Raw genomic sequence first — 20,490 nt, forward strand, 5'->3', positions numbered from 1 at the left:
GGACGCCCGGGCGCCCCCTTTGACGACAGACCCTACGAGGCCTGGGTGGCCGCCGCGATCCGCTCGTCGCGCAGCGCCTCGTACCACTGGTCGTTGACCGGCGGCAGCGCGTTGACGTCCAGCGCCAGCTTGAGCAGCAGGTCCGCGATGTGCGGGTTGCGCGCCATCACGGGGCCGTGCATGTAGGTGCCGAAGACGGTGTCGTTGTACGCGCCCTCGGTGCCGTCGCCCGTGCCGTTGCCGTTGCCGAACCGGACGCGCGCGAAGGGGCGCGCGGCCGGGCCCAGGTGGGTGACGCCCTGGTGGTTCTCGAAGCCGGTCAGCGGCGGCAGCCCCAGCCGGTCGTCGATGTCGGCCAGGACGTCGCCGACGCAGCGCGCGCCCTCGCCCCGGGTGCTGACCACATCGAGCAGCCCCAGGCCCGGCTCGCGCTGGCCGAGGTCGTTGATGAACTCGTGCCCCAGGATCTGGTAGCCCGCGCACACCGAGAAGACGATCGCGCCGTTGGACACCGCGCGGTTCAGCCCGCCGTCCCGGCGCAGCCGCTCGGCCGCGAGCCGCTGCGGCCGGTCCTCGCCACCGCCGATCAGGTAGATGTCACCGGAGGTGGGGATCTGCTGGTCGGAACGGACGTCGAGGCGGGAGACGTCCAGCCCGCGCTGGCGCGCCCGGCGCTCGACGACGAGCGCGTTGCCCTGGTCGCCGTACGTGCTCAGCAGGTCCGGGTAGACCCACACCAGGCGCAGGCTGTTCTGGTTCATCCGTCGCAATTCCTTGTGCCCTTTTCGCTCGTACGGCCTCAGTTGCCCACGCGGCGGCGCAGGTCCTGGAACGCGGTGTAGTTGGCGATCGTCTCGATCCGCCCGGGCGGGGCGATCCGGACGGCCTCGTCCAGGTTCTCGCAGACCCGGAAGTCCAGGCCGGCGACCTCCAGCCGGACCGCCAGGTCCAGCTTGCGGTCGCCGATCACGCAGATCGGGTGCCCGGCGAGCCGGGTGTAGTCCACGTCCCACAGCCAGGAGGTGTCGGTGCCGTCCGCGCCGCGGGCGTTCACCGACAGGATCACCGGGGTGGGCGGGGGGTCGATGAGGGAGAAGGTCTCCAGCCAGCCGGCGGGGTTCTTGGCCAGCAGCAGCCGGAGCTGGCGCTCCTCGAAGGTGACCACGTCGTAGCGGCCGGCGACCGCCTGGACCTGGTACATCCGCTCCAGCGCCACCTGCGGCGGCACCCCGAAGGTCGCCGCGACGGCCGCCGAGGTGGCGGCGTTGGCCTTGTTGGCGCGGCCGGGGAGCTGGAGGTGGATCGGCCAGGCCGAGCCGTGCGGGTCCAGCACGTAGTCGCCGTTGAGCGCCCAGGTGGGGATGGGGCGGCGGAAGCCGCAGTCGGCGCACACCCAGTCGTCGCCCGGGCGCTGCAGCACGCCGCCGCACGAGGGGCAGGACCAGGCGTCGTCCTTCCACTCCTGGCCCGCCGCGACCCAGACCACGTTGGTCGAGGAGGAGGCGGCCCAGACGATCAGCGGGTCGTCCGCGTTGGCGATCACCACGGCCTTGGTGCCGGCCAGGCCCTCACGCCACTTCTCGGCGAGCATGCGGGTCTCGGCGGCGCGGTCGAGCTGGTCGCGGGAGAGGTTGAGCAGTGCGATGGCCTTCGGCTCCGTGTCGCGCGCCACACCGGCGAGGTACTTCTCGTCGACCTCGATCACGCCGTAGCGGGCGTCGGAGCCCCCGGCGAGGGCCGAGGTGATGCCGGCGGGCATGTTCGCGCCGAGCGCGTTGGAGACGACCGGGCCGGCCGCCCGCAGCGCCTCGGCGATGAGCCGGGTGGTGGTGGTCTTGCCGTTGGTCGCCGACACCAGGATCACGTCCAGGTGTTGCGCTAGCCTGCGCAGCAGGTCGGGGTCGAGCCGCAGGGCCACCTTGCCGCCGATCACCGATCCGCTGCCGCGGCCCGCCGCCCGCGACACCGCCGCCGCGGCCTTGCCCGCCGTCACGGCCAGTTTGGCCCGCGGCGACAGCGGCTCCGAGTTGCCTGCCATCGTCTTCGTCCTCCTCGCATGCCGGCGCCGCTCCTGCCCCCATGAGGCGCCGGTGGTACGCCCCCTCCGCGCCGAATCGCCAGCCGGGAGGCCACGGTCGGAGAGCAGCCTATCGAGATCCGGGCGCTCTCCCGAATCTCACCCGCACAAACCTGGACGAGTGACCCCCGTCGCCGTCGTGAGCGGCGCCGTGAGCGGTGCCGTGAGCCCCTCACCGGCCACGTAGGCTTTGGTGCCATGCGAAAAGGCGCGATTCCCGGCAGTCGCGGACTGGTGCGGCCGATGCGGCTGCTCGGCGACCCGGGGCTGGCCACGCCCTGCGAGGAGGTCACGGTCTTCGACGCGGCCCTCGCCCGGCTGGTGGAGGACATGTACGCGACGATGTACGCGGCGCAGGGCGTCGGTCTCGCCGCCAACCAGGTGGGGGAGGGGCTGCGGGTCTTCGTCTACGACTGCCCGGACGACGAGGACCGCCGGCATCTGGGGCATGTGGTCAACCCGCGTCTGGTGGAGGTCGGCGGGGTGACGGTGCGGGGGCCGGAGGGCTGTCTGTCGCTGCCCGGCGTCGAGGCGGGCACCCCGCGCCACGACCACGCGGTCGTGGCGGGCGTCACGGTGACCGGGGAGCCGGTGCGGGTGGTCGGCACGGGCTTCTTCGCCCGCTGTCTGCAGCACGAGTGCGACCACCTCGACGGGCGTCTGTTCACCGACCGGCTCACCGGGCTGCGGCGCCGCCGGGCGCTGCGCGCGGCGCGGCGGGCGCCCTGGGCCACGGACACCCCCTAGCGGCCGGGCGCGCTCAGCGGCCGGGCGCGGCGACGCGGTCGTCCACCGTGGTCAGCCGGCCCCACAGCAGATCGGTGAGGTGCCGCACCAACTGGGCGCGGGAGCAGGGCCGCTCGCGCAGCCACCAGTCGCCCGCGGCGTGCATCATGCCGACGATGCCGTGTCCCCAGACGCGCGCCACCTCGGTGCCGTCGGGGCCGAGGTCGAGCTGTTCGGTGATCACCTTGGCCAGCTCCTCGCCGAGCCGGCGCAGCACCGGGGCCGAGTGGCGGCCGATGTCGAAGCCCTGTTCCGCCTGGGGGGCGTCCTCGGCGGGGTGCATCAGGAAGCGGTAGACCTGGGGCCGCGCCTCTATCGCGGCCAGATAGGTGTCCAGCGTGGCCTCGACGCGCTCCCGGCGGTCGTTGGGGGCGTCGAGCGCGGCGCGCAGCGAGGCGAGCAGCGCGTCGGTGTGGCGCTTGGCGAGGGCGCGGTAGAGCCCGCTCTTGTCGCCGAAGTGGCGGTACAGGATGGGCTTGGTGATGCCCGCCTCGGCGGCGATGGCGTTCATCGAGGCGTCGGGCCCGTCGCGCAGCACCACCCGGTCCGCCGCCTCCAGCAGCTCCTTGCGCCGCCGCTGGGCAGCCTGCCGCTGATCCTCGCGCTGGCCGATGCCGGTGTCCATGAAGTCGCCTCCCGCCCCCTGGTGGTCCTGATGCGCCTGCGCAACGTAACACCCCCGGCCCGGGGAGCGGGCGGATCGGCGGCGGGAGTTGACATCGTCTACTGGTGGGTAACAGACTCTTGTTACCGATGGTAATAGGCAGGTGGAGGGGTCATGCCGGAGTTCTCGTTCGAGCTCGACGACGACCAGAAGGCGGTCCGCGACTGGATTCACGGATTCGCGGTCGATGTGATGCGCCCGGCGGCGGCGGAATGGGACGAGCGGGAGGAGACCCCCTGGCCGGTCATCCAGGAGGCCGCGAAGATCGGACTGTACTCGCTGGACTTCTACGCCCAGCAGTACTTCGACCCCACCGGCCTCGGCATCCCCATGACGATGGAGGAGCTCTTCTGGGGCGACGCCGGCATCGCGCTGTCCATCGTCGGCACCTCCCTGGCCGCCGTCGCCGTCGTCGCCAACGGCACCGAGGAACAGGTCGGCACCTGGGTCCCGGCCATGTACGGCGACGCCGACGACGTGAAGGTCGCCGCGTTCTGCTCCTCCGAGGCGGACGCCGGGTCGGACGTCGCCGCGATGCGCACCCGGGCCGTCTACGACGAGGCCAAGGACGAGTGGGTCCTCAACGGCACCAAGACCTGGGTCACCAACGGCGGCATCGCGGGCGTCCACGTCGTCATCGCCTCCGTCGACCCGGAGCTGGGCGCGCGCGGCCACGCGTCCTTCGTGGTGCCCCCGAGCACGCCCGGCCTCTCCCAGGGCCAGAAGTTCAAGAAGCACGGCATCCGCGCCTCGCACACCGCCGAGGTCGTGCTGGACGAGGTGCGCGTCCCAGGACACTGCCTGCTCGGCGGCAAGGAGAAGCTCGACGAGCGCCTCGCCCGGGCCCGGGAGCGGGCCCGGGCCGGCACCGAGCGCGGCAAGAACGCGGCCATGGCGACCTTCGAGGCCTCGCGCCCGGCCGTCGGCGCCCAGGCGGTGGGCGTGGCCCGCGCCGCGTACGAGGTCGCGCTCGAATACGCCAAGAACCGGGTGCAGTTCGGCCGGCCGATCATCGACAACCAGGGCATCGCCTTCCAGCTCGCCGACATGCGCACCCGGATCGACGCGGCGCGCCTGCTGGTGTGGCGGGCCTCCTGGATGGCGAGCGCGGGCAAGCCCTTCGCCGCCGCCGAGGGCTCGATGTCCAAGCTCTTCGCCGGGGAGACGGCGAAGGCGGTCACGGCCCAGGCGGTGCAGATCCTCGGGGGCAACGGATTCACCCGTGAGTACCCGGTGGAGCGGATGCACCGCGACGCCGCGATCTTCACCATCTTCGAGGGTACGAGCGAGATCCAGCGCCTGGTGATCGCCCGCACCCTCTCGGGCATGCAGATCCGCTAGCCGGGAGCGCCGGGAGCGCCGGCGGCACGGAAGCGCCGGGGGCGTCAGCGCTTGCGCGCGACGCCCCCGTAGACGTCCGTCTTCTCGACGGGCGCGTCGGCCGGCTCGGGCCGCCACAGCGGACAGGACACGATGCCGGGCTCGATCAGCTCCAGGCCGTCGTAGAAGCGCGCCAACTGCTCGGGGCTGCGCAGGACGTAGGGGACCGCGCCGGTGTCGTCGTAGCCCTGCTGGGCCTGCTTGAGCGACTGGTCGGTGTCCGTGCTGTCGTAGTGGACGAAGTAGCTGCCGGAGGGGAGCGCTTCCTGGAGCGTGCGCACGATCGCGCGGGCCTCGTCGTAGTCCTGGATGTGGCCCAGGATGCCCATCAGCATCAGCGCCACGGGGCGGCTGAAGTCCAGCTTCTCGGACGCGGCCTGGAGGATCTTGTCGGGGTCGTGCAGATCGGCGTCGATGTAGTCGGTGACGCCCTCGGGGGTGCTGGTGAGCAGGGCCTGGGCGTGCCGGAGCACCAGCGGGTCGTTGTCCACGTACACGATGCGGGCCTCGGGGGCGATCCGCTGGGCGACCTGGTGGGTGTTGTCGTACGTCGGCAGCCCGGTGCCGATGTCCAGGAACTGGCGGATCCCGGCCTCGCCGGCCACATGCGTCACGGTGCGGATCAGATACGCCCGGGACGCGCGGGCCATGACCGCGATGGTCGGCGCGACCTCGCGGTACTGGTCCCCGGCCACACGGTCGACCTCGTAGTTGTCCTTGCCGCCCATCCAGTAGTTCCAGATCCGGGCCGAGTGCGGCACGGTCGTGTCGATCTTGCCTAAGGCCTGCCGGCCGGGGGTGGACGAGCCATGAGTCATCTGGGGATTCTCCTGCCATGCCATGCGTGAAGCCGTGCTGCGGGGCCCCAACTTACCGCTGTGGCAGGGGTTGTTCAGGCGATCAGGAAGTCGGCCAGGCCGGCCTTGGCGGCCTCGAGGAACGAGGCGACCTCGGCCCGGGAGTAGATCAGGGCGGGGCCGGTCGGGTCCGTGGACTGGCGGAGGGCGACCCGCCCGTCCGGCAGCTTCTTGGCCTCGATGCAGGTCCCGCCGTTGGTGCCGCTCCAGGGCTTGTGCCAGCCCTCGGCGCCGAGTTCCATGGCGGGCATTCCGCTGTAGACCGGGTCCGTCATGTCACAGCTCCTTACGCAGTTCGGCCAGGATGGGGATGGTCTCGCCGACCGGTTCGGCCTGGACGGCCATCCGGTCGAGCACTTCCAGACAGGTGACGACTTCGGCCGGCTGGTCCACGTAGACCGCGCCGGTGACGCTCTCGGTGTAGACGACGTCGGGCAGTTCGGAGAAACCGAAGCGGAAGTAGTGGAGCGGGCCGAAGGCGCCGGGGTGCGGCCCCGCCGCGAACCGCATGATCTGCAGCCGCACCTTCGGCCTCGCCAGGGCCTCGACGAGGTGGTCGATCTGCCGCCGCATCACCTCCGCCCCGCCGACCGGGCGGCGCAGCGCGGTCTCCTCCACGATGGCCCAGATGACCGGGGCGTCCGGCTTGGAGAGCAGGCTCTGGCGCTTGACGCGCAGCGCGATCCGGCGCTCGATCTCCTCCTCCGTGTCGCCCGGGAAACCGGCCCGCAGCACCGCCCGGGCGTAGTCCTCGGTCTGCAGGAGGCCGGGGACGTAGTGGGGTTCGTAGGCGCGGATGACGGTGGCCTCGCTCTCGAGGCTCACATACGCGCTGAACCACTCCGGCACGACATCGCGGAACTGGTGCCACCAGCCGGGCTGGTTGGCCTCCCGGGTCAGGTCCAGGAAGTCGTCGATCTCGGTCGAGGGCACGCCGTAGGTCCGCAGCAGCTCCTTGACGTACGGGATCTTCAGGCCGACCTCGGCCTTCTCCATCCGGCGCACCGTCAGCGGGGTGACCTCGACGGCCCGGGCCGCCTCCTCGAACGACACCTTGGCCCGCTCCCGCAGATGTCTCAGGCGCTTGCCCAGGACCATGCGTAAGACGGTGGGGGCGGCGCTCCCCGGCCGTGCCTCACTCACGTCCTGCCTCCCGGAATCACCGTCATGTGGGTGCAGTGTGCCACGGCCGTGGAGCACCGGACAGAGCGATGTCGATCGTTTTGAAATTATCAGAACGAAGCTTGCGAGCTGAGCCCACCGGCGCGCATAGTGGGCACGTGACGCACATCACGTACTACGGCTGGTGCCCCCAACGCCCCTTGTCGGTCAGGGAGTTACGGACACCCGGCGGCACGACCCAGCAGGGCCCGCGGTGACCGGCGGCGCGGCGCCGGACGCCGGGCGCGGGGGCTCGGCCCCCAACCACGCGCTGGCCGCCGCCCTGAAGGAATCCGGCTGCTCGTACGCCTCACTGGCCCTGCGCGTCAATGAGCTGGGCCGCCGTCAGGGGCACTGCTCGAACTACGACAAGGCGTCCGTCACCCGCTGGCTGCGGGGCGGCCAGCCGCGCGGCACGACGCCCGAACTGATCGCGGCCGTGCTCTCCCACCGACTCGGCCGGCCGGTGGCCCCCGCCGAGCTCGGCTTCATCCCCGACCGACAGCGCCCGGTCGTCGCCAGGGCGCTGGCCTACCGGGAGGACGTGGCGGAAACCTTGCACACGCTCGCCGAACTCGGCTCCACCGACATCTCCCGCCGTAGCCTGCTGGGCGCGGTGCCCTTCGTCGCCGGCGCGCTGCTGACCCCGCAGCGCGAGTGGCTGCTGTGGCTGGTCGAGAGCCAGGACGCGGCCGGCCCCGCCGCCGGCGCTCCGGCCGCGGCCGCCGACGCCGGCCGGATCGAGCAGGTCCGCGCGGCGATCAGCATGTTCGACGAGATGGACAACCGCTTCGGCGGCGGCCAGGTCCGCGCCAGCATCGTCCTGTACCTGTCGAGCGAGGTCGTCCCCATGCTCCAGCGGCCCGGCCTGGCCGCGGGCGAGCGGCGCGAGCTGTTCACCGCCGCGGCCAAGCTGGCCGCGATGGCCGGCTGGAGCAGCTACGACCACGCCGAGTACGGCCTGGCGCAGCGCTATATGACCCAGGCGCTGCGGCTGTGCGCCGAAGGCGGCGACCGGGTCCTCGGCGGCCAGATCCTGGCCGGCCTGTCCCATCTGGCCACCAACCTCGGCCAGCCCCAGGCGGGTGTCGAGCTGGCCCGGGTGGGCGTGGCCACCGCCAGGCACGCGGGCAGCCCCCTGGGCCTGATGCGCCTGCACGCCATGGCGGCCCGCGGCTTCGCCGCCCTCGACCAGCCCCGCGAGGCCGCCCGCGAGCTGCGCGCGGCGGACGCGGCGCTGGACGCGAGCCGGGGCGCCGAGGAGGAGTCGGAGTGGGTCCGCTTCCTCGACCACCACTACCTGGAGGCCGAGGCCGCCCTGTGCTTCCGCGACCTGGGCAACGCGGCGGAGGCCGAGCGCGCGGCCGACGAGTCGGTGCGGGCCAACGGCGACCGGCGCCGCCGCCAGGCCATCAGCCGCTCCGTGCTGGCCACCGCCCATCTCCAGCAGAACCGGCTCGACGAGGCGATCGGCACGGCGAACGAGGCGCTGGAGGCACTCAGCGGGGTGCACAGCGAGCGCTCGATCCAGGCCCTGCGCGACTTCCGCACCCGGCTGGGGCCCCACCGCGGCGAGCCCCTGGTCCGCGACTTCGAACTCCGCTCCCGCGCCCTGCTCGGCACGGTGGCCTGACCCGCCCGGCGGGGCCTCCCCCCGGCTCCTTCCGGGCGGCACCGCCATGCGGCCCGGAAGGCGGCTTCGCCCGGACCCCGCACCAGCGGGGGTGTACGGGGCCCGGGCGAAGCCGCGGGTGTTCCGAGGGCTTGGGGGTGGCCCGCCCACGGGTGTCTCGCCCACGGGTGTCTCGCTCACGGGTGTCTCCCCAGAGCTGACTTCCCCTAGTAGCCCTCCGGACTCGGCGCGTTCTGGGCGCGGTCGACCGGGACATGGGCGCCGGAGACGCCGCTGGAGGCGTCCGAGAGGAGGAAGGCGACCACCCGGGCCACCTCCTGCGGGGCCACCAGCCGGCCCTGCGGGAACTCCGCCGCGAACCTGGCGAACGCCTCCGGCTCCTCGCCGCGCATCCGGTCCCAGCGCTTCCCGGGGATCAGCATCGACCCCGGGGAGACGGCGTTCACCCGGATGCCGGCGGGCCCCAGCTCGCGCGCCAGCGAGGCCGCGAGGTGGATCTGGGCGGCCTTCGCCGCGCCGTACTGGGCCTGCGGCCCCGGCTTCCAGCCGGAGATGGAGGCGATGACCACGACCGACCCGCCGCCGGCCGCGCGCAGGTGCGGCACCGCGGCGCGCACCAGCCGGGCGGTGTGGCCGACGTTCATCTCCCAGGTCGCGGTCCAGTCCCGGGCGTCCGCCTCCTCCAGCCCGCCGCCGCGGGCGCCGCCGACGCAGGCCACCACGCCGTCCAGTCCGCCGAAACGTTCCGCCGCCGCATCGACGAAGGCCTCCAGCGGCCCCGGCTCGGCCACGTCCAGCGCCCGGGTGAACAGCGCCTCGCGCCCCCGGCCGCCCGGTGATCCGGCGGGCGGGGTGGCCGGGGTGGCCGGAATGTTCGGCGGGGGCGCACTGGGGGGCGTACGGGGGGACGCGCTCAGCGCCCCCCTCAGGGCCGCCAAACCGCGCTCCGTCCGCGCGCAGGTGGCCACCGCGGCGCCGTCCGCCAGCAGCAGCCGTACGATCTGTTCGCCCAGGCCACGGGTGCCCCCGGTGACCACGATCCGCTTGTCGGCCACCCCGGATCGCCCCACCGGGCAGGGCGCCCGCCCGTGGTCCTCACTCACGCTTGCCACGCCCGGACCGTACAGCCCCGGGGACCGGCGACCCGAACCACTACGCCCGCACAACCGGACAACCCCCGTGCCCCCTCGCCGACCGGACCGTTCAACCGTTTGTCTACGTGAACGATGACCGATGTATGTCTCGCGCTGTTTTCCGAGGAGGGTCCATGCCGCACCCCGGCACCCACCGCCCCCGGCGCGGATGCCGCGGTGGAGGCCGCCGGCACGCGCTTACCCGCTTACCGGGGCCCCAACCACCCGGACCAGGGGCGTTATCGGCCCCAGGGAGCGGACGGGCGGGGAGGGGCCGGTGATCTCCTTGGCGACCCGCCGCTTCTTCCGGGCCCGGTTCCCGGCCGGCGCCGACCGCGCCTTCGCCGTCCGCCGGATGCTCACCGCCTTCCTCCTGGACTGGGAGCTGGACCACGTGGTGGACAGCGCGGTGCTGGCCACCGACGAGCTCTTCGCGAACGCGGTGGAGCACGGCAGCAGCGGCCCCGGCGACATCGTCACCGTCACCGCGGGGGTGGAGCCCGCCGGGGACGAGCTGCGGATCGAGGTGGCCGACGGCTCGCCGGCCCGGCCGGTCTTCCGCACACCGGCCGAGACGGACGAGGCCGGGCGGGGGCTGGCCATCGTCGACATCCTGGCGAGCGACTGGGGCACCTCGCCGCCGGACGGGGACGGCGCGGGCAAGAAGGTGTGGTTCACGCTGGCGCTCGGGCGGACGCCGTAAGGGCACGGGAAGGCCGCCGGTGGACGCCGCCGGCACGCCGGCCGTACGCCGCCGGGAGCCGCCACGACGCGGACGGGACGCCGACGGGGCGGAGACGGGACGCCGACGAGGCAGAGGGGAGAGCGGAGGCGCGATGCACAGCCGAGGCACCGTGGAGACCGGCGCGGCCGACTGGCTGCTGTCGTCGGCCGGCGAGGAGCCCGGCCGGGTGCGCCTGCAGTGGGCCAGCGGCGACGGCCTCGCCGACCTCCCGGTGGGCCCGCTCTTCGACCTGGTCAGGATGTCCGGCCGGCTCGGGATGGCCGTACTCCGGGAGCTGCGGCACAGCGACGCGGTGGTCGGCCCGGTGATGCTGGCCGGCGCCAGCCAGGTGCTCTCCTTCCTGGTGCCGCCCGGCTCGGCCCAGCAGTGGAAGGCGTGGCTCGAGGGGACCGGCCACCGCCGCCGCAGGGCCGTGGCCGCCGCCGGGCCCGGCCGGGTGCTGCGCTGCCCCCGGCCCGGGTGCGTGCGGCGGGGCCACGTCTGGCTGGTCCGGCCGGGCGGCCCGCTCACCGACAGCGGGGCGCTGTGGGCCGCGCTGCGGGACAGCGAGGCGCCCCGGCCCCGGGAGGGCGCCTCGTACGCCCTGTTCCGCTAGCCGGCCCCTCCGCCCGGCCGGGGCGGCCGTCCGTACGGCTGCCCCTCCGCCCGTACGTACGGCCGTCCGACCGTCGTCCGGCAGCGGCCCTTCCCCATCTGAGGTATGACAGAAGGGGCAGCGGGAATGAGGTGCCGGGATGACTGCGCAAGACCGCCCGCGAGCGGACGGTGAGGCGTACCCGAACGGCCCGGCCGCCGCCCCCGGGGGTCTGCTCGACCTGCTCCGGGTCGCCGCCGTCGTGCTGGACAGCGAGGGCCGGATCGCCCTGTGGAGCCCGGAGGCCGAGCGGCTGATCGGCTACAGCGCCGCCGAGGCCCTGGGGCGCAACGCCGTCCGGCTGCTGGTCGACCGCGAGAACCGGCGGCGCGCGGTGGAGCTGTTCGAGCGGGTCCGCGCGGGCCCGATGTGGGCGGGGGTCGTCCCGGTCCGGCACAAGGACGGCGCCGCCCTGCGGGTGGAGTTCCGCACCATGGGCCTGCGCGACTCCCGCGGCGACGCGTACGCCCTCGGGCTGGCGGCCGACGAGCGGACCGTACGGCAGCTGGAGACCGATCTGGCCCTCTCCGGCTTCCTGGTCGAACAGTCGCCCGTGGGCCTGGCCGTCTTCGACACCGACCTGTGCTGGGTCCTGGCCAACCCCGCGCTGCGGGACATGAACGGCCTGGGCCGGCAGGAGCTGCGCGGCCGCCGTCTCAGCGAGGTGCTGCCGGAGGTGGACGCCCGGGCCATCGAGAGCGCCATGCTGCACGTCCTGGAGACCGGGCAGCCGGTCCTCGACCACCAGACCGTCGGCCGCACCCCGGCCGACCCGGAGCACGAGCACGCCTGGTCGGAGTCGTACTACCGGCTGGAGGACCCCGGCGGCCGGGTCCTGGGCATCGCGGTCTCCGTGATCGACGTGTCCAGGCGCCACCGGGCGGCCAGCGAGATCGCCGAGGCCCGTGAGCGCCTGGCCCTCATCGCCGAGGCGGGCGTGCGCATCGGCACCACCCTGGACCTGCGGCAGACCGCCCAGGAGCTGGCCGATGTGGCGGTGCCCCGGCTGGCCGACCTCGCCGCCGTGGACGTCCTGGACGCGGTGGTGCGCCGCGAGCCCGTGGCCCGGGTGCGCCCGGACGGCTCGGCCCGCTTCCGCGCGCTGGCCGTGGCCGCGGGATACCCCACCGACGCCGTCCACGCGGCGGACCCCGTCGGCGAGATCGCCCGGTACGACCCCAGCCGCATGATCACCCAGTGCGTCCGCGACGCCCGGCCGATCTTCCTCCCCCGGGTGAGCGACGCGGACCTGCGGCGCATCGCGCGCAACGAGGCGGCCCGCGCCGTGCTGCGCAAGGAAGGCGTCCACTCCTATCTGGCCGCCCCGCTGATCGCCCGCGGCAGCGTGCTCGGCACCCTCAGCCTGCACCGCACGGTCAACGACCGGCCGTTCGACGAGCAGGACCTCACCCTGGCCTGCGAGCTGGCAACCCGCGCCGCGCTGTGCATCGACAACGCCCGGCTGTACGCCCGGGAGCGCGACGCCGCGCTCACCCTGCAGCGCAGCCTGCTCTCCCAGCAGCCGCGCGACCTGGACGGCCTGGAGGTCGCCTCCCGCTATCTGCCCGCGGTCAGCGCGGCCGGCGGCGACTGGTTCGACGTGCTGCCGCTCAAGGACGGCAAGGTGGCCCTGGTGGTGGGGGACGTGATGGGCAAGGGCATCCACGCCGCGGCCATCATGGGCCAGCTCCGCACCGCCACCCGCGCCTTCGCCCAGCTCGACCTGGCGCCCGCCGAGCTGCTGCGCCACCTCGACGACATCACCACCGCCCTGGGCGAGTCGATCGCCACCTGCCTGTACGCGGTCTGCGACCCGCGCACCGGCCGGTGCCGGCTGTCCACCGCCGGCCATCTGCCACCGGTGCTCGCGCGCCCGGGCGCACGGCCCGAACTCCTCGACATGCCCAGCGGCGCGCCGCTGGGCGTGGGCGGCGTGCCCTTCGCCGCGGCCGAGTGCGAGCTGTCGCCCGGCACCCTGCTGGCCCTGTTCACCGATGGGCTGGTGGAGAAGCGCCACCAGCCCATCGACGTGGGCCTGCGCACCCTGCTGGAGCTGCTGGACCACCAGCAGGGCCCGCTGGAGCGGACCTGCGACCAGGTGCTCGCCGCCCTGCACGGGGCGCCCGACGACGACGTGGCGCTGCTCCTGGCGCGGCTGCGGCCGACCGGGCGCTGAAGACCGGCGTCCGGGCGGTCCGGTCCGTCACCGGCCGGCGGCGGCCCCGGCCTTCGCCCCGTCCCTGGCCCCGTCCCCGGCCAGGGGGTTCGGCGCGGCGGGACCGCGGAACGTCGCGCGGTAGGCGCTCGGCGAGACGCCGAGCGCCGCCTGGAGGTGCTGGCGCAGCGAGACCGCCGTGCCGAAGCCCGCCTCCCGAGCGATCCGCTCGACCGGCAGGTCGGTCTCCTCCAGCAGGTGGCGGGCGCGCTCGACCCGCCGCTGGGTCAGCCACTGGACCGGGGTCATGCCGACCTCCTCGCGGAACCGCCGGGAGAAGGTCCGTACGCTCATCGACTCCAGCGCGGCCAGCTCGCGCAGGCTCAGCGGCCGCTCCAGGTGGTCCAGCGCCCAGGCGCGGGCCGCGGCCGTGGAGGAGCCGCGCTGCTCGGGCACCGGCCGCCGGATGAACTGGGCCTGGCCGCCCTCGCGGTGCGGCGCCACGACCGCGCCGCGGGCCACCTCGGCGGCCACCGCCGAGCCGTGGTCGCGCCGGATCATGTGCAGCACGAGGTCGAGCCCGGAGGCGTCCCCGGCCGAGGTGAGCACATCGCCCTCGTCGGTGTAGAGGACGTCCGGGTCCAGGTCCACCGCCGGATACAGCCTCCGGAACTGGTCGGCCGCCTGCCAGTGCGTGGTCGCCCGGCGGCCGTCGAGCAGCCCGGCGGCCCCCAGGACGAAGGCGCCCGTGCAGATCGAGGCGATCCGGGTGCCGGGGCGGATCCGGGCGAAGGCGTCGCCGAGCGCCGGGCCGAGCCGGCCCTCGGTCTGCGGCTCGTCGGGCTCGCCCGCGGCCGGGAAGACCACGGTGTCGGCCTCCCGCAGGACGTCCGGGCCATGGGCGACATTGACGCTGACGTCCGTGGCGGTACGGATCTCGCCTGGGGCCACCGCGCAGGTGACCACCTCGTACAGCCGCTCGCCGGTGGCCGAGACCGCCTGGCCGAACAGCCGGTGCACCAGGCCCAGTTCGAACGGCAGCAGCCCGTGCCGGACCAGGACGGCCACCCGGTGGCGGCCGGGGTGCGAGAACGCGGAGCCCGCCGAGGTCACGGGCACGGACGCGGTCACGGAGAGGGACGCGGGCACGGACGCGGGCATGGCGCGATTCTCGCACGGCACGCCCATCCGGCCACCGGCCTCACTTCTTGGCGCGGCTGGGCTGCACCCGCTTCGGCTCGCCCTTCATCTTCGGATGCTCGGGCGGATACGGCAGGTCGCCCAGGCCGTGCTCCCGCTCGTCCCGGTCGGCCAGCTCCAGGGCGGCCTCCAGGCGGCAGGGCTCCCGGTCCATGTCGGCGTGCACATCGCCCGCCTCCCGGAACCGCACCGGCATGGAGGCCAGGTCGAAGTCGCGCGGCCGGGCGTCGGGCACCTCCTCCCAGCGCAGCGGTGCCGAGACCGGCGCGTGCGGCCAGGGGCGCACCGAATAGGCGCTGGCGATGGTGCGGTCGCGGGCCGTCTGGTTGTAGTCCACGAACACCTTCTCGCCGCGCTCCTCCTTCCACCAGGCGGTGGTGATCCGCCGCGGAGCCCGCCGCTCCAGCTCCCGCGCGATGGCGATCGCGGCCCGCCGCACCTGGGTGAAGGTCCACACCGGCTCGATCGGCACGAACACATGCAGCCCGCGCCCGCCGGACGTCTTCGGCCACCCCCGCAGCCCCAGCTCCTCCAGCACCGGCCGCAGCTCACCGGCCGCCCGCACCGCGTCCCGGTAGTCGGTCCCCGGCTGCGGGTCCAGGTCGATCCGCAGCTCGTCGGGGTGGTCGGTGTCCTGCCGGCGCACCGGCCACGGGTGGAAGGTCAGACAGCCCAGGTTGGCTCCCCAGACGACCGCCGCGGGCTCGGTGGGGCAGATCTCGTCCGCGTAGCGCCCGCTGGGGAAGGAGATCCGCCCGGTCGGGATCCAGTCGGGCAGGTTCTTCGGCGCCCGCTTCTGGAAGAACGACTCGCCCTCTACGCCGTCCGGGTAGCGCTCCAGCATCGTCGGCCGGTCCCGCAGCGCCCGCACGATGCCCTCGCCGACGGCCAGGTAGTAGCGGGCGAGGTCCAGCTTGGTGAATCCGCGCTCCGGGAAATACACCTTGTCGGGGTTGGTCAGCCGTACCGTCCGCTCACCGACCGTGAGCTCCGCCGTCTCTCCCATGAGCTCCACGCTAGGCCCGCGCGCCGCAGGCCACCTCCCGGCGGGCGCGCGGGCCGGCGGGGACGGACAATCGGGGCATGGACCTTCCGGTCATGCCGCCCGTGGAGCCGATGCTGGCCAAGTCGGCGGCCGCCATCCCGCCGGACATGCGATACGAGGCGAAGTGGGACGGCTTCCGCGCCCTGGTCTTCCGCGACGGGGACGAGGCCGAGCTGGTCAGCCGCTCGGGCAAGCCGCTGACCCGCTACTTCCCGGAGCTGGTCGGCGCCCTCCGGGCCAATCTGCCGCCGCGCTGCGTCCTCGACGGCGAGATCGTCATCGCGCGCGGGGGCCGCCTGGACTTCGACGCGCTCCTGGAGCGCATCCACCCCGCCGACTCACGGGTGCGGCACCTGGCCGAGGTGACCCCGGCGAGCTACGTGGCCTTCGACCTGCTCGCGCTGGACGACCGGTCCCTCATGGACACGCCCCTGCGACAGCGGCAGGACGCGCTGGCCGAAGCGCTGCGCGCGGCCGCCGACCCGGTGTTCACCGCCCCGTGGACCGACGACCTGGAACTCGCCGAGCGGTGGTTCCGGCAGTTCGAGGGGGCGGGCCTGGACGGCGTCGTCGCCAAACGCCCCGACCTCGGCTACCGGCCGGGGGAGCGGGTCATGGTCAAGGTCAAGCACGAGCGGACCGCGGACTGCGTGGTGGCGGGCCTGCGGGCGCACAAGTCCGGCCCGGTCGTCGGCTCGCTGCTGCTGGGCCTGTACAACACCGCCGGGCGGCTCCAGCACGTCGGGGTGTGCGGCGCCTTCTCCATGCGGCGCAGGCAGGAGCTGATGGCCGAGCTGGAGCCGCTGCGGATGGAGTCGGCCGAGGGGCACCCGTGGGCCGACTGGGCCAGCGAGGAGGCGCAGGCGCGCGACCGCATGCCCGGCGCGCCCAGCCGCTGGAGCGGGCTCAAGAACCTGTCCTGGGTGCCGCTGCGGCCGGAGCGGGTGTGCGAGGTGGCGTACGACCACATGCAGGGCGACCGCTTCCGCCACACGGCCCGGTTCCGCCGCTGGCGGCCCGAGCGCGAGCCGCGCGAGTGCACCTACGCCCAGTTGGAGGAGCCGGTGTGCTACGACCTCGGGGAGGTGCTGGGCTCCTGACCCGCCGACGGCTCCTGACCAGCCGACGGCGGAGTCGGCCGCTAACGGCGGCGGGAGCCGCCCGGGCCCGCCGCGGGGGCCGCGGTCATGTCCAGGAACCAGTCGCGGGCCGCCTCGGCCGCCTGCTCCAGGGTCCCCGGCTCCTCGAACAAGTGGGTAGCGCCGGGCACCACATGGACGGCGTGGGGCGCCGCGAGCATCGCGGCGGCCTGCTCGTTGAGCCGCAGCACCTCGCGGTCGTCGCCGCCCACCACCAGCAGCACCGGCGCCCGGACCCGGGAGAGCGCGCCGCCCGCCAGGTCGGGGCGGCCGCCGCGGGAGACCACCGCCCGCACCCGGTCCGGCCGCTCCGCCGCGGCCACCAGCGCGGCCGCCGCGCCCGTGCTGGCGCCGAACAGACCGACCGGCAGCGCCGCGGTCGCCGGGTGCCCGCCCAGCCAGTCCACCGCCGCCACCAGGCGCCGGCCCAGCAGGGGGATGTCGAAGCGGTGCTCGGCGGTGATCGCGTCCACCCGCTCCTCCTCGACGGTGAGCAGGTCGAACAGCAGCGTCCCCAGCCCCGCCCGCCGCAGCACCTCGGCCACCGCGCGGTTGCGCGGGCTGTGCCGGGAACTTCCGCTGCCGTGCGCGAAGGCCACCGCGCCGCGCGCCCCCCGGGGCACCACCAGGTCGCCCACCAGCAGCGCGCCGTCGGCGGCGATGCGGGCCGTCTCCGATGCCGAGACCATGGGCCACCTCCTGCGCGGCTCAGACGTGGGCCAGGAGGCCCTGCCTCAACTCGCTGTACAGCCGGGAGAGCCTGCGGGATATGTGCATTTGCGAGAAGCCGAGGATTTCGCCGATCTGGCTCTGTGAGAGGCCGACGAAGAACCGCAGATACAGGACGTACCGGTCCTGTTCCGAAAGGTGGGTGATGAGCGCCCGCAGCGCCTCCCGGTTGACGACGCGCTCGATCGCCGCGTCGTCCGCGCCCACCGTCTCCGCGAGCAGCCGTTCCTCCGCGCCCTGGACCGCGGCGTTGAGCGACAGCGGGGTGCACGAGGCGCTGGCCTCCAGGCCCGCTTTCACGTCTTCCTGGGGCATTCCGGTGCGCGTGGATATCTCGGTGATGGTGGGGGTGCGGCCGCCGAGTTCCTGTTCGAGGGCGTCGCGGGCCGAGCGGGTGCGGGAGCGGACTTCCTGAATGTTCCGGGGGACGTGCAGCGTCCACAGATAGTCGCGGAAGTGCCGCTTGAGTTCGCCGGTGATGACCGGGATCGCATACGAGGGAAACGCGTGACCGAGGTCGGGATCGTAGCGGTCGACCGCCTTGACCAGGGCGAGGGAGGCGACCTGGGTGAGGTCCTCCATATTCTCGCCCTTGTTGCGGAAACGCAGCGCCAGGCGTTTCGCCACGGGTAGCCAGGCGCAGATGATCGCCTCACGCAAGGCGTCGCGCTCCGGCCCCGACGGCAATCGGGAAAGGCGAAGGAAATCGCCGTCGGTATCGGGAGTGTCGTCATGGCGCCGGTGGCGAGTCGCGGTTGCTGACATGGTCACTCGTCTCCGTGGTCCGATGTCACATCCTGCCCGCGGCACATCGATGCGCTAATGTCCCGCTCTTCCCGGCCCTCCCTCTGGTTGATCCAATTCACGATCGCCACCAGACTCGCATGGTCCCGAATGCCTCGCAATTCGGCCGAATTGGCTCCGGATCGTCCCCCGGGCGGGGGAACCCGGGCGGGGGAGGCTGATTCGGCCGCGCCGCGCGGGGTATTCGGGCGCGATGGACATCACCCTCCGCCTCGCCCGGCGGCCCGAGGCCGACGCGCTGCTCGCGCGCAGCCCCCTGGCCGCGCTGACCGGCATGCTGCTCGACCAGCAGGTGCCCATGGAGTGGGCGTTCTCCGGGCCGTACACGATCGCCCGGCGCATGGGCGGCGAGGACCTGGACGCGCAGGAGATCGCCGCCTGGGACCCGGAGCGGTTCGCCGAGGTGCTGTCTGCCAAGCCCGCCGTGCACCGCTATCCGGGGTCGATGGCCAAGCGGGTGCAGCAGCTCTGCCGGTACCTGGTGGACCACTACGACGGGGACGCGGCCGCCCTGTGGCGGGATGTCGCCACCGGCAGGGAGCTGCTCGCCCGGCTGAACGCGCTGCCGGGCTTCGGCAGGCAGAAGGCGCAGATCTTCCTGGCGCTGCTGGGCAAGCAGTTCGGGGTGCGGCCCGAGGGGTGGCGGGAGGCGGCGGGCCCCTACGGCGAGGAGGGTTCGTACCGCTCGGTCGCCGACATCACGGGGCCCGAGTCGCTGGACAAGGTCCGCGCCTACAAGCAACAGGCCAAGCGGGCCGCCAAGGCGGCGGCCAAGCGGCCCACGTCCTGACGGGCGCCCTCCTGACGGGCGCCGCCGCCTCGGCCGCCGGCCGCTTGGCCTCGGTGGCGTGGTACGCCGGGCATGCCGTGGCTCAGCCGGTCGTGCTCCGTGGCTTCAGCCGGCCATGCCGTGGCTCAGCCGGTCGCCCCCGGGCCGGACTCCCGGGTGAGCGGCCCCGGGGCGGGGGAGGGTTCCGGGACCGGGTCCGGGCCGGGCGGCTGGGGCACCGGGTGCGGGGGCGGGCCCGGCACCGGACCCGGCGCGGGGGTGGGGGGCGGGCCCGGCGGGGGGCTGGGCGCGGGGTCCGGCGGCGGGCCGGGTGACGGCCCGGGCTCCGGTCCCGGCGCGGGACCCGGCTCCGGTCCACCCGGGCCGGGCGACGGGGTCGGCGACGGCGGCGCTGGGTCGCGGTCGTCGGGGGAGAGGTGCCGGGGATCGGCCTGCCGTGTCACGGTGACCTCCAAAAGTCGTGCGACGGCCACTCATCCATCGCGACGCGAGTGCCCCGCCGTCCCCCGTCCACGCCTCCCCCGCCGGATCGCGGGAAAACCCGACCGGCCGACGGGAGCGGCGTCACGGGCGTCGGCGCGCCCCGCGACGCTTCCCTGATCCGGATTCCAAATCTCCGGATCTTCCTCGACCTCATCCTATCCGCCGGGCCTCGCCCACCGCCCTCACCGGCCGTGCGCTCACCCGCCGTCGACGAGCACGACCTCGACCCCCGCCGCCCGCAGCGCCCGCACCTCGTCCTGGTCCGCCGCGCCGTCCGTGACCAGCGTCCACCCCGGCGGCGGCTGGACCCAGGTGTGGAAGGGGCGGCGGCCGATCTTGGCCGAGTGGGCCAGCACATAGACGGCGTCGGCCCGGCGGGCCATCAGCTCCTTGAGGCGGGTCTGGCGCAAGTCCGCCTCGCACAGGCCGTAGCGGGCGGTCACGCCGTCCGCGCCCAGGAAGACCCGGTCGAAGGTCATCCGCTCCAGCGCGGCCTCGGCGAGCGGGCCGACGAAGCTCTGGCTCAGCGGGCGCAGGGTGCCGCCGAGGCACTCCACCCGGACGCCCTCCGCGTCGGCCAGCTCCTGCAGCGCGGTGAGCCCGGTCGTGGCGACCGTCAGATCCTCGGCCGCGCGCAGCTCGTGGGCCAGCGCGCCGACGGTCGAGCCCGCGTCGAGCAGGACCGTCTCGCCCGTACCGACCCGGCTCGCGGCCCATCGGGCGATGGCGCGCTTGGCGTCGAACGCCTCGCCGGTGCGCTGGCGCAGCGACGCCTCGGGGTGTGCCACCAGCGCCATCGCCCCGCCGTACGTGCGCGCCAGGCGCCCGGCGGCGGTCAGCTGGGCGAGGTCGCGGCGGATCGTGGAGGCCGTGACGCCGAAGGTGCGGGACAGCTCCTCCACGCTGGCCAGGCCGGTGGTGGTGGCGAGGTGGACGATCTGATCGCGGCGGCCCCGCGCTCCCTGGGCAGGCATCGTCAACGTCTCACTCGTCCTTCTGGTCCTCGCGTCACCGGGCGTCCTCGCGTCACCGGGCGTCCTCGCGTCACCGGGCGTCCTCGCGTCATCGCATCGGG

Annotated in this window: 20 protein-coding genes; 8 read left to right on the forward strand and 12 right to left on the reverse strand. The window is 74.1% G+C overall.

The window, feature by feature from the left end; genetic code table 11:
- Positions 1 to 32 precede the first annotated feature (32 nt).
- Entirely contained in the window at positions 33 to 761 is a 729-nt protein-coding gene (locus BBH68_RS30015) for a type 1 glutamine amidotransferase (RefSeq protein ID WP_065966872.1), read from the reverse strand.
- Between the two features lie 38 nt (positions 762 to 799).
- Positions 800 to 2,038, reverse strand: coding sequence for a Mur ligase family protein (locus tag BBH68_RS30020; protein ID WP_065966873.1), 1,239 nt, complete (start codon positions 2,036 to 2,038; stop codon positions 800 to 802).
- Positions 2,039 to 2,275: 237 nt separating this feature from the next.
- Between BBH68_RS30020 and def the strand changes: the two genes are divergently transcribed.
- Positions 2,276 to 2,824, forward strand: a complete 549-nt coding sequence (gene def, locus BBH68_RS30025; protein WP_065966874.1) for a peptide deformylase — start codon at positions 2,276 to 2,278, stop codon at positions 2,822 to 2,824.
- A gap of 13 nt (positions 2,825 to 2,837) precedes the next feature.
- Here the strand turns inward: def and BBH68_RS30030 are convergent, their stop codons facing one another.
- On the reverse strand, positions 2,838 to 3,488 hold the full coding sequence (locus tag BBH68_RS30030; protein WP_065966875.1) for a TetR/AcrR family transcriptional regulator: 651 nt from the start codon (positions 3,486 to 3,488) through the stop codon (positions 2,838 to 2,840).
- Positions 3,489 to 3,641: 153 nt separating this feature from the next.
- Between BBH68_RS30030 and BBH68_RS30035 the strand changes: the two genes are divergently transcribed.
- The gene (locus tag BBH68_RS30035; RefSeq protein ID WP_065966876.1) at positions 3,642 to 4,868 is read left to right on the forward strand and encodes an acyl-CoA dehydrogenase family protein; all 1,227 of its coding nucleotides are present in this window, start codon (positions 3,642 to 3,644) and stop codon (positions 4,866 to 4,868) included.
- 44 nt (positions 4,869 to 4,912) lie between these two features.
- On the opposite strand, the gene BBH68_RS30040 is transcribed toward BBH68_RS30035, so the two are convergent.
- The 3 genes from BBH68_RS30040 to BBH68_RS30050 all read right to left on the reverse strand — a co-directional run bounded on the left by BBH68_RS30040 (position 4,913) and on the right by BBH68_RS30050 (position 6,862).
- Positions 4,913 to 5,725 carry an SAM-dependent methyltransferase gene (locus BBH68_RS30040; protein WP_065966877.1) on the reverse strand — a complete coding sequence of 271 codons (813 nt, stop codon included), beginning with the start codon at positions 5,723 to 5,725 and terminating at the stop codon, positions 4,913 to 4,915.
- A gap of 74 nt (positions 5,726 to 5,799) precedes the next feature.
- The gene (locus tag BBH68_RS30045) at positions 5,800 to 6,039 is read right to left on the reverse strand and encodes a DUF397 domain-containing protein (RefSeq protein WP_065966878.1); all 240 of its coding nucleotides are present in this window, start codon (positions 6,037 to 6,039) and stop codon (positions 5,800 to 5,802) included.
- A gap of 1 nt (position 6,040) precedes the next feature.
- On the reverse strand, positions 6,041 to 6,862 hold the full coding sequence (locus tag BBH68_RS30050; protein ID WP_065966879.1) for a helix-turn-helix domain-containing protein: 822 nt from the start codon (positions 6,860 to 6,862) through the stop codon (positions 6,041 to 6,043).
- A 277-nt stretch (positions 6,863 to 7,139) separates the two neighbouring features.
- On the opposite strand from BBH68_RS30050, the gene BBH68_RS30055 reads away from it, so the two are divergent.
- Entirely contained in the window at positions 7,140 to 8,558 is a 1,419-nt protein-coding gene (locus tag BBH68_RS30055; RefSeq protein WP_065966880.1) for an NsdA family TPR-like regulatory protein, read from the forward strand.
- A 206-nt stretch (positions 8,559 to 8,764) separates the two neighbouring features.
- Here the strand turns inward: BBH68_RS30055 and BBH68_RS30060 are convergent, their stop codons facing one another.
- On the reverse strand, positions 8,765 to 9,661 hold the full coding sequence (locus BBH68_RS30060; protein ID WP_079151276.1) for an SDR family NAD(P)-dependent oxidoreductase: 897 nt from the start codon (positions 9,659 to 9,661) through the stop codon (positions 8,765 to 8,767).
- 307 nt (positions 9,662 to 9,968) lie between these two features.
- On the opposite strand from BBH68_RS30060, the gene BBH68_RS30065 reads away from it, so the two are divergent.
- The 3 genes from BBH68_RS30065 to BBH68_RS30075 all read left to right on the forward strand — a co-directional run bounded on the left by BBH68_RS30065 (position 9,969) and on the right by BBH68_RS30075 (position 13,246).
- Positions 9,969 to 10,394, forward strand: a complete 426-nt coding sequence (locus tag BBH68_RS30065) for an ATP-binding protein (protein ID WP_065966882.1) — start codon at positions 9,969 to 9,971, stop codon at positions 10,392 to 10,394.
- Between the two features lie 133 nt (positions 10,395 to 10,527).
- A complete protein-coding gene (locus BBH68_RS30070; protein ID WP_065966883.1) occupies positions 10,528 to 11,031 on the forward strand; it encodes a hypothetical protein in 504 nt (167 codons plus the stop codon).
- 139 nt (positions 11,032 to 11,170) lie between these two features.
- The gene (locus tag BBH68_RS30075; protein WP_065966884.1) at positions 11,171 to 13,246 is read left to right on the forward strand and encodes a SpoIIE family protein phosphatase; all 2,076 of its coding nucleotides are present in this window, start codon (positions 11,171 to 11,173) and stop codon (positions 13,244 to 13,246) included.
- Between the two features lie 27 nt (positions 13,247 to 13,273).
- On the opposite strand, the gene BBH68_RS30080 is transcribed toward BBH68_RS30075, so the two are convergent.
- Both BBH68_RS30080 and ligD read right to left on the reverse strand, forming a co-directional pair.
- Entirely contained in the window at positions 13,274 to 14,386 is a 1,113-nt protein-coding gene (locus BBH68_RS30080; protein WP_079151280.1) for a GlxA family transcriptional regulator, read from the reverse strand.
- Positions 14,387 to 14,426: 40 nt separating this feature from the next.
- Positions 14,427 to 15,431 (reverse strand): non-homologous end-joining DNA ligase, encoded by a 1,005-nt coding sequence (gene ligD / locus BBH68_RS30085; protein WP_065966892.1) that lies wholly within the window; start codon positions 15,429 to 15,431, stop codon positions 14,427 to 14,429.
- 77 nt (positions 15,432 to 15,508) lie between these two features.
- Here ligD and BBH68_RS30090 point away from each other — a divergent pair, with 77 nt between their 5' ends.
- Entirely contained in the window at positions 15,509 to 16,570 is a 1,062-nt protein-coding gene (locus tag BBH68_RS30090; RefSeq protein ID WP_065966885.1) for an ATP-dependent DNA ligase, read from the forward strand.
- A 41-nt stretch (positions 16,571 to 16,611) separates the two neighbouring features.
- On the opposite strand, the gene BBH68_RS30095 is transcribed toward BBH68_RS30090, so the two are convergent.
- Entirely contained in the window at positions 16,612 to 17,298 is a 687-nt protein-coding gene (locus BBH68_RS30095; RefSeq protein ID WP_065966886.1) for a dienelactone hydrolase family protein, read from the reverse strand.
- 19 nt (positions 17,299 to 17,317) lie between these two features.
- Entirely contained in the window at positions 17,318 to 18,103 is a 786-nt protein-coding gene (locus BBH68_RS30100) for a SigB/SigF/SigG family RNA polymerase sigma factor (RefSeq protein ID WP_065966893.1), read from the reverse strand.
- Between the two features lie 232 nt (positions 18,104 to 18,335).
- Between BBH68_RS30100 and BBH68_RS30105 the strand changes: the two genes are divergently transcribed.
- On the forward strand, positions 18,336 to 18,932 hold the full coding sequence (locus tag BBH68_RS30105; protein ID WP_065966887.1) for an HhH-GPD-type base excision DNA repair protein: 597 nt from the start codon (positions 18,336 to 18,338) through the stop codon (positions 18,930 to 18,932).
- Positions 18,933 to 19,612: 680 nt separating this feature from the next.
- Here BBH68_RS30105 and BBH68_RS30110 read toward each other — a convergent pair.
- Entirely contained in the window at positions 19,613 to 20,389 is a 777-nt protein-coding gene (locus BBH68_RS30110) for a DeoR/GlpR family DNA-binding transcription regulator (RefSeq protein ID WP_065966888.1), read from the reverse strand.
- Positions 20,390 to 20,490: the final 101 nt, after the last annotated feature.

This window comes from Streptomyces sparsogenes (assembly GCF_001704635.1).
Lineage (GTDB): Bacteria > Actinomycetota > Actinomycetes > Streptomycetales > Streptomycetaceae > Streptomyces > Streptomyces sparsogenes.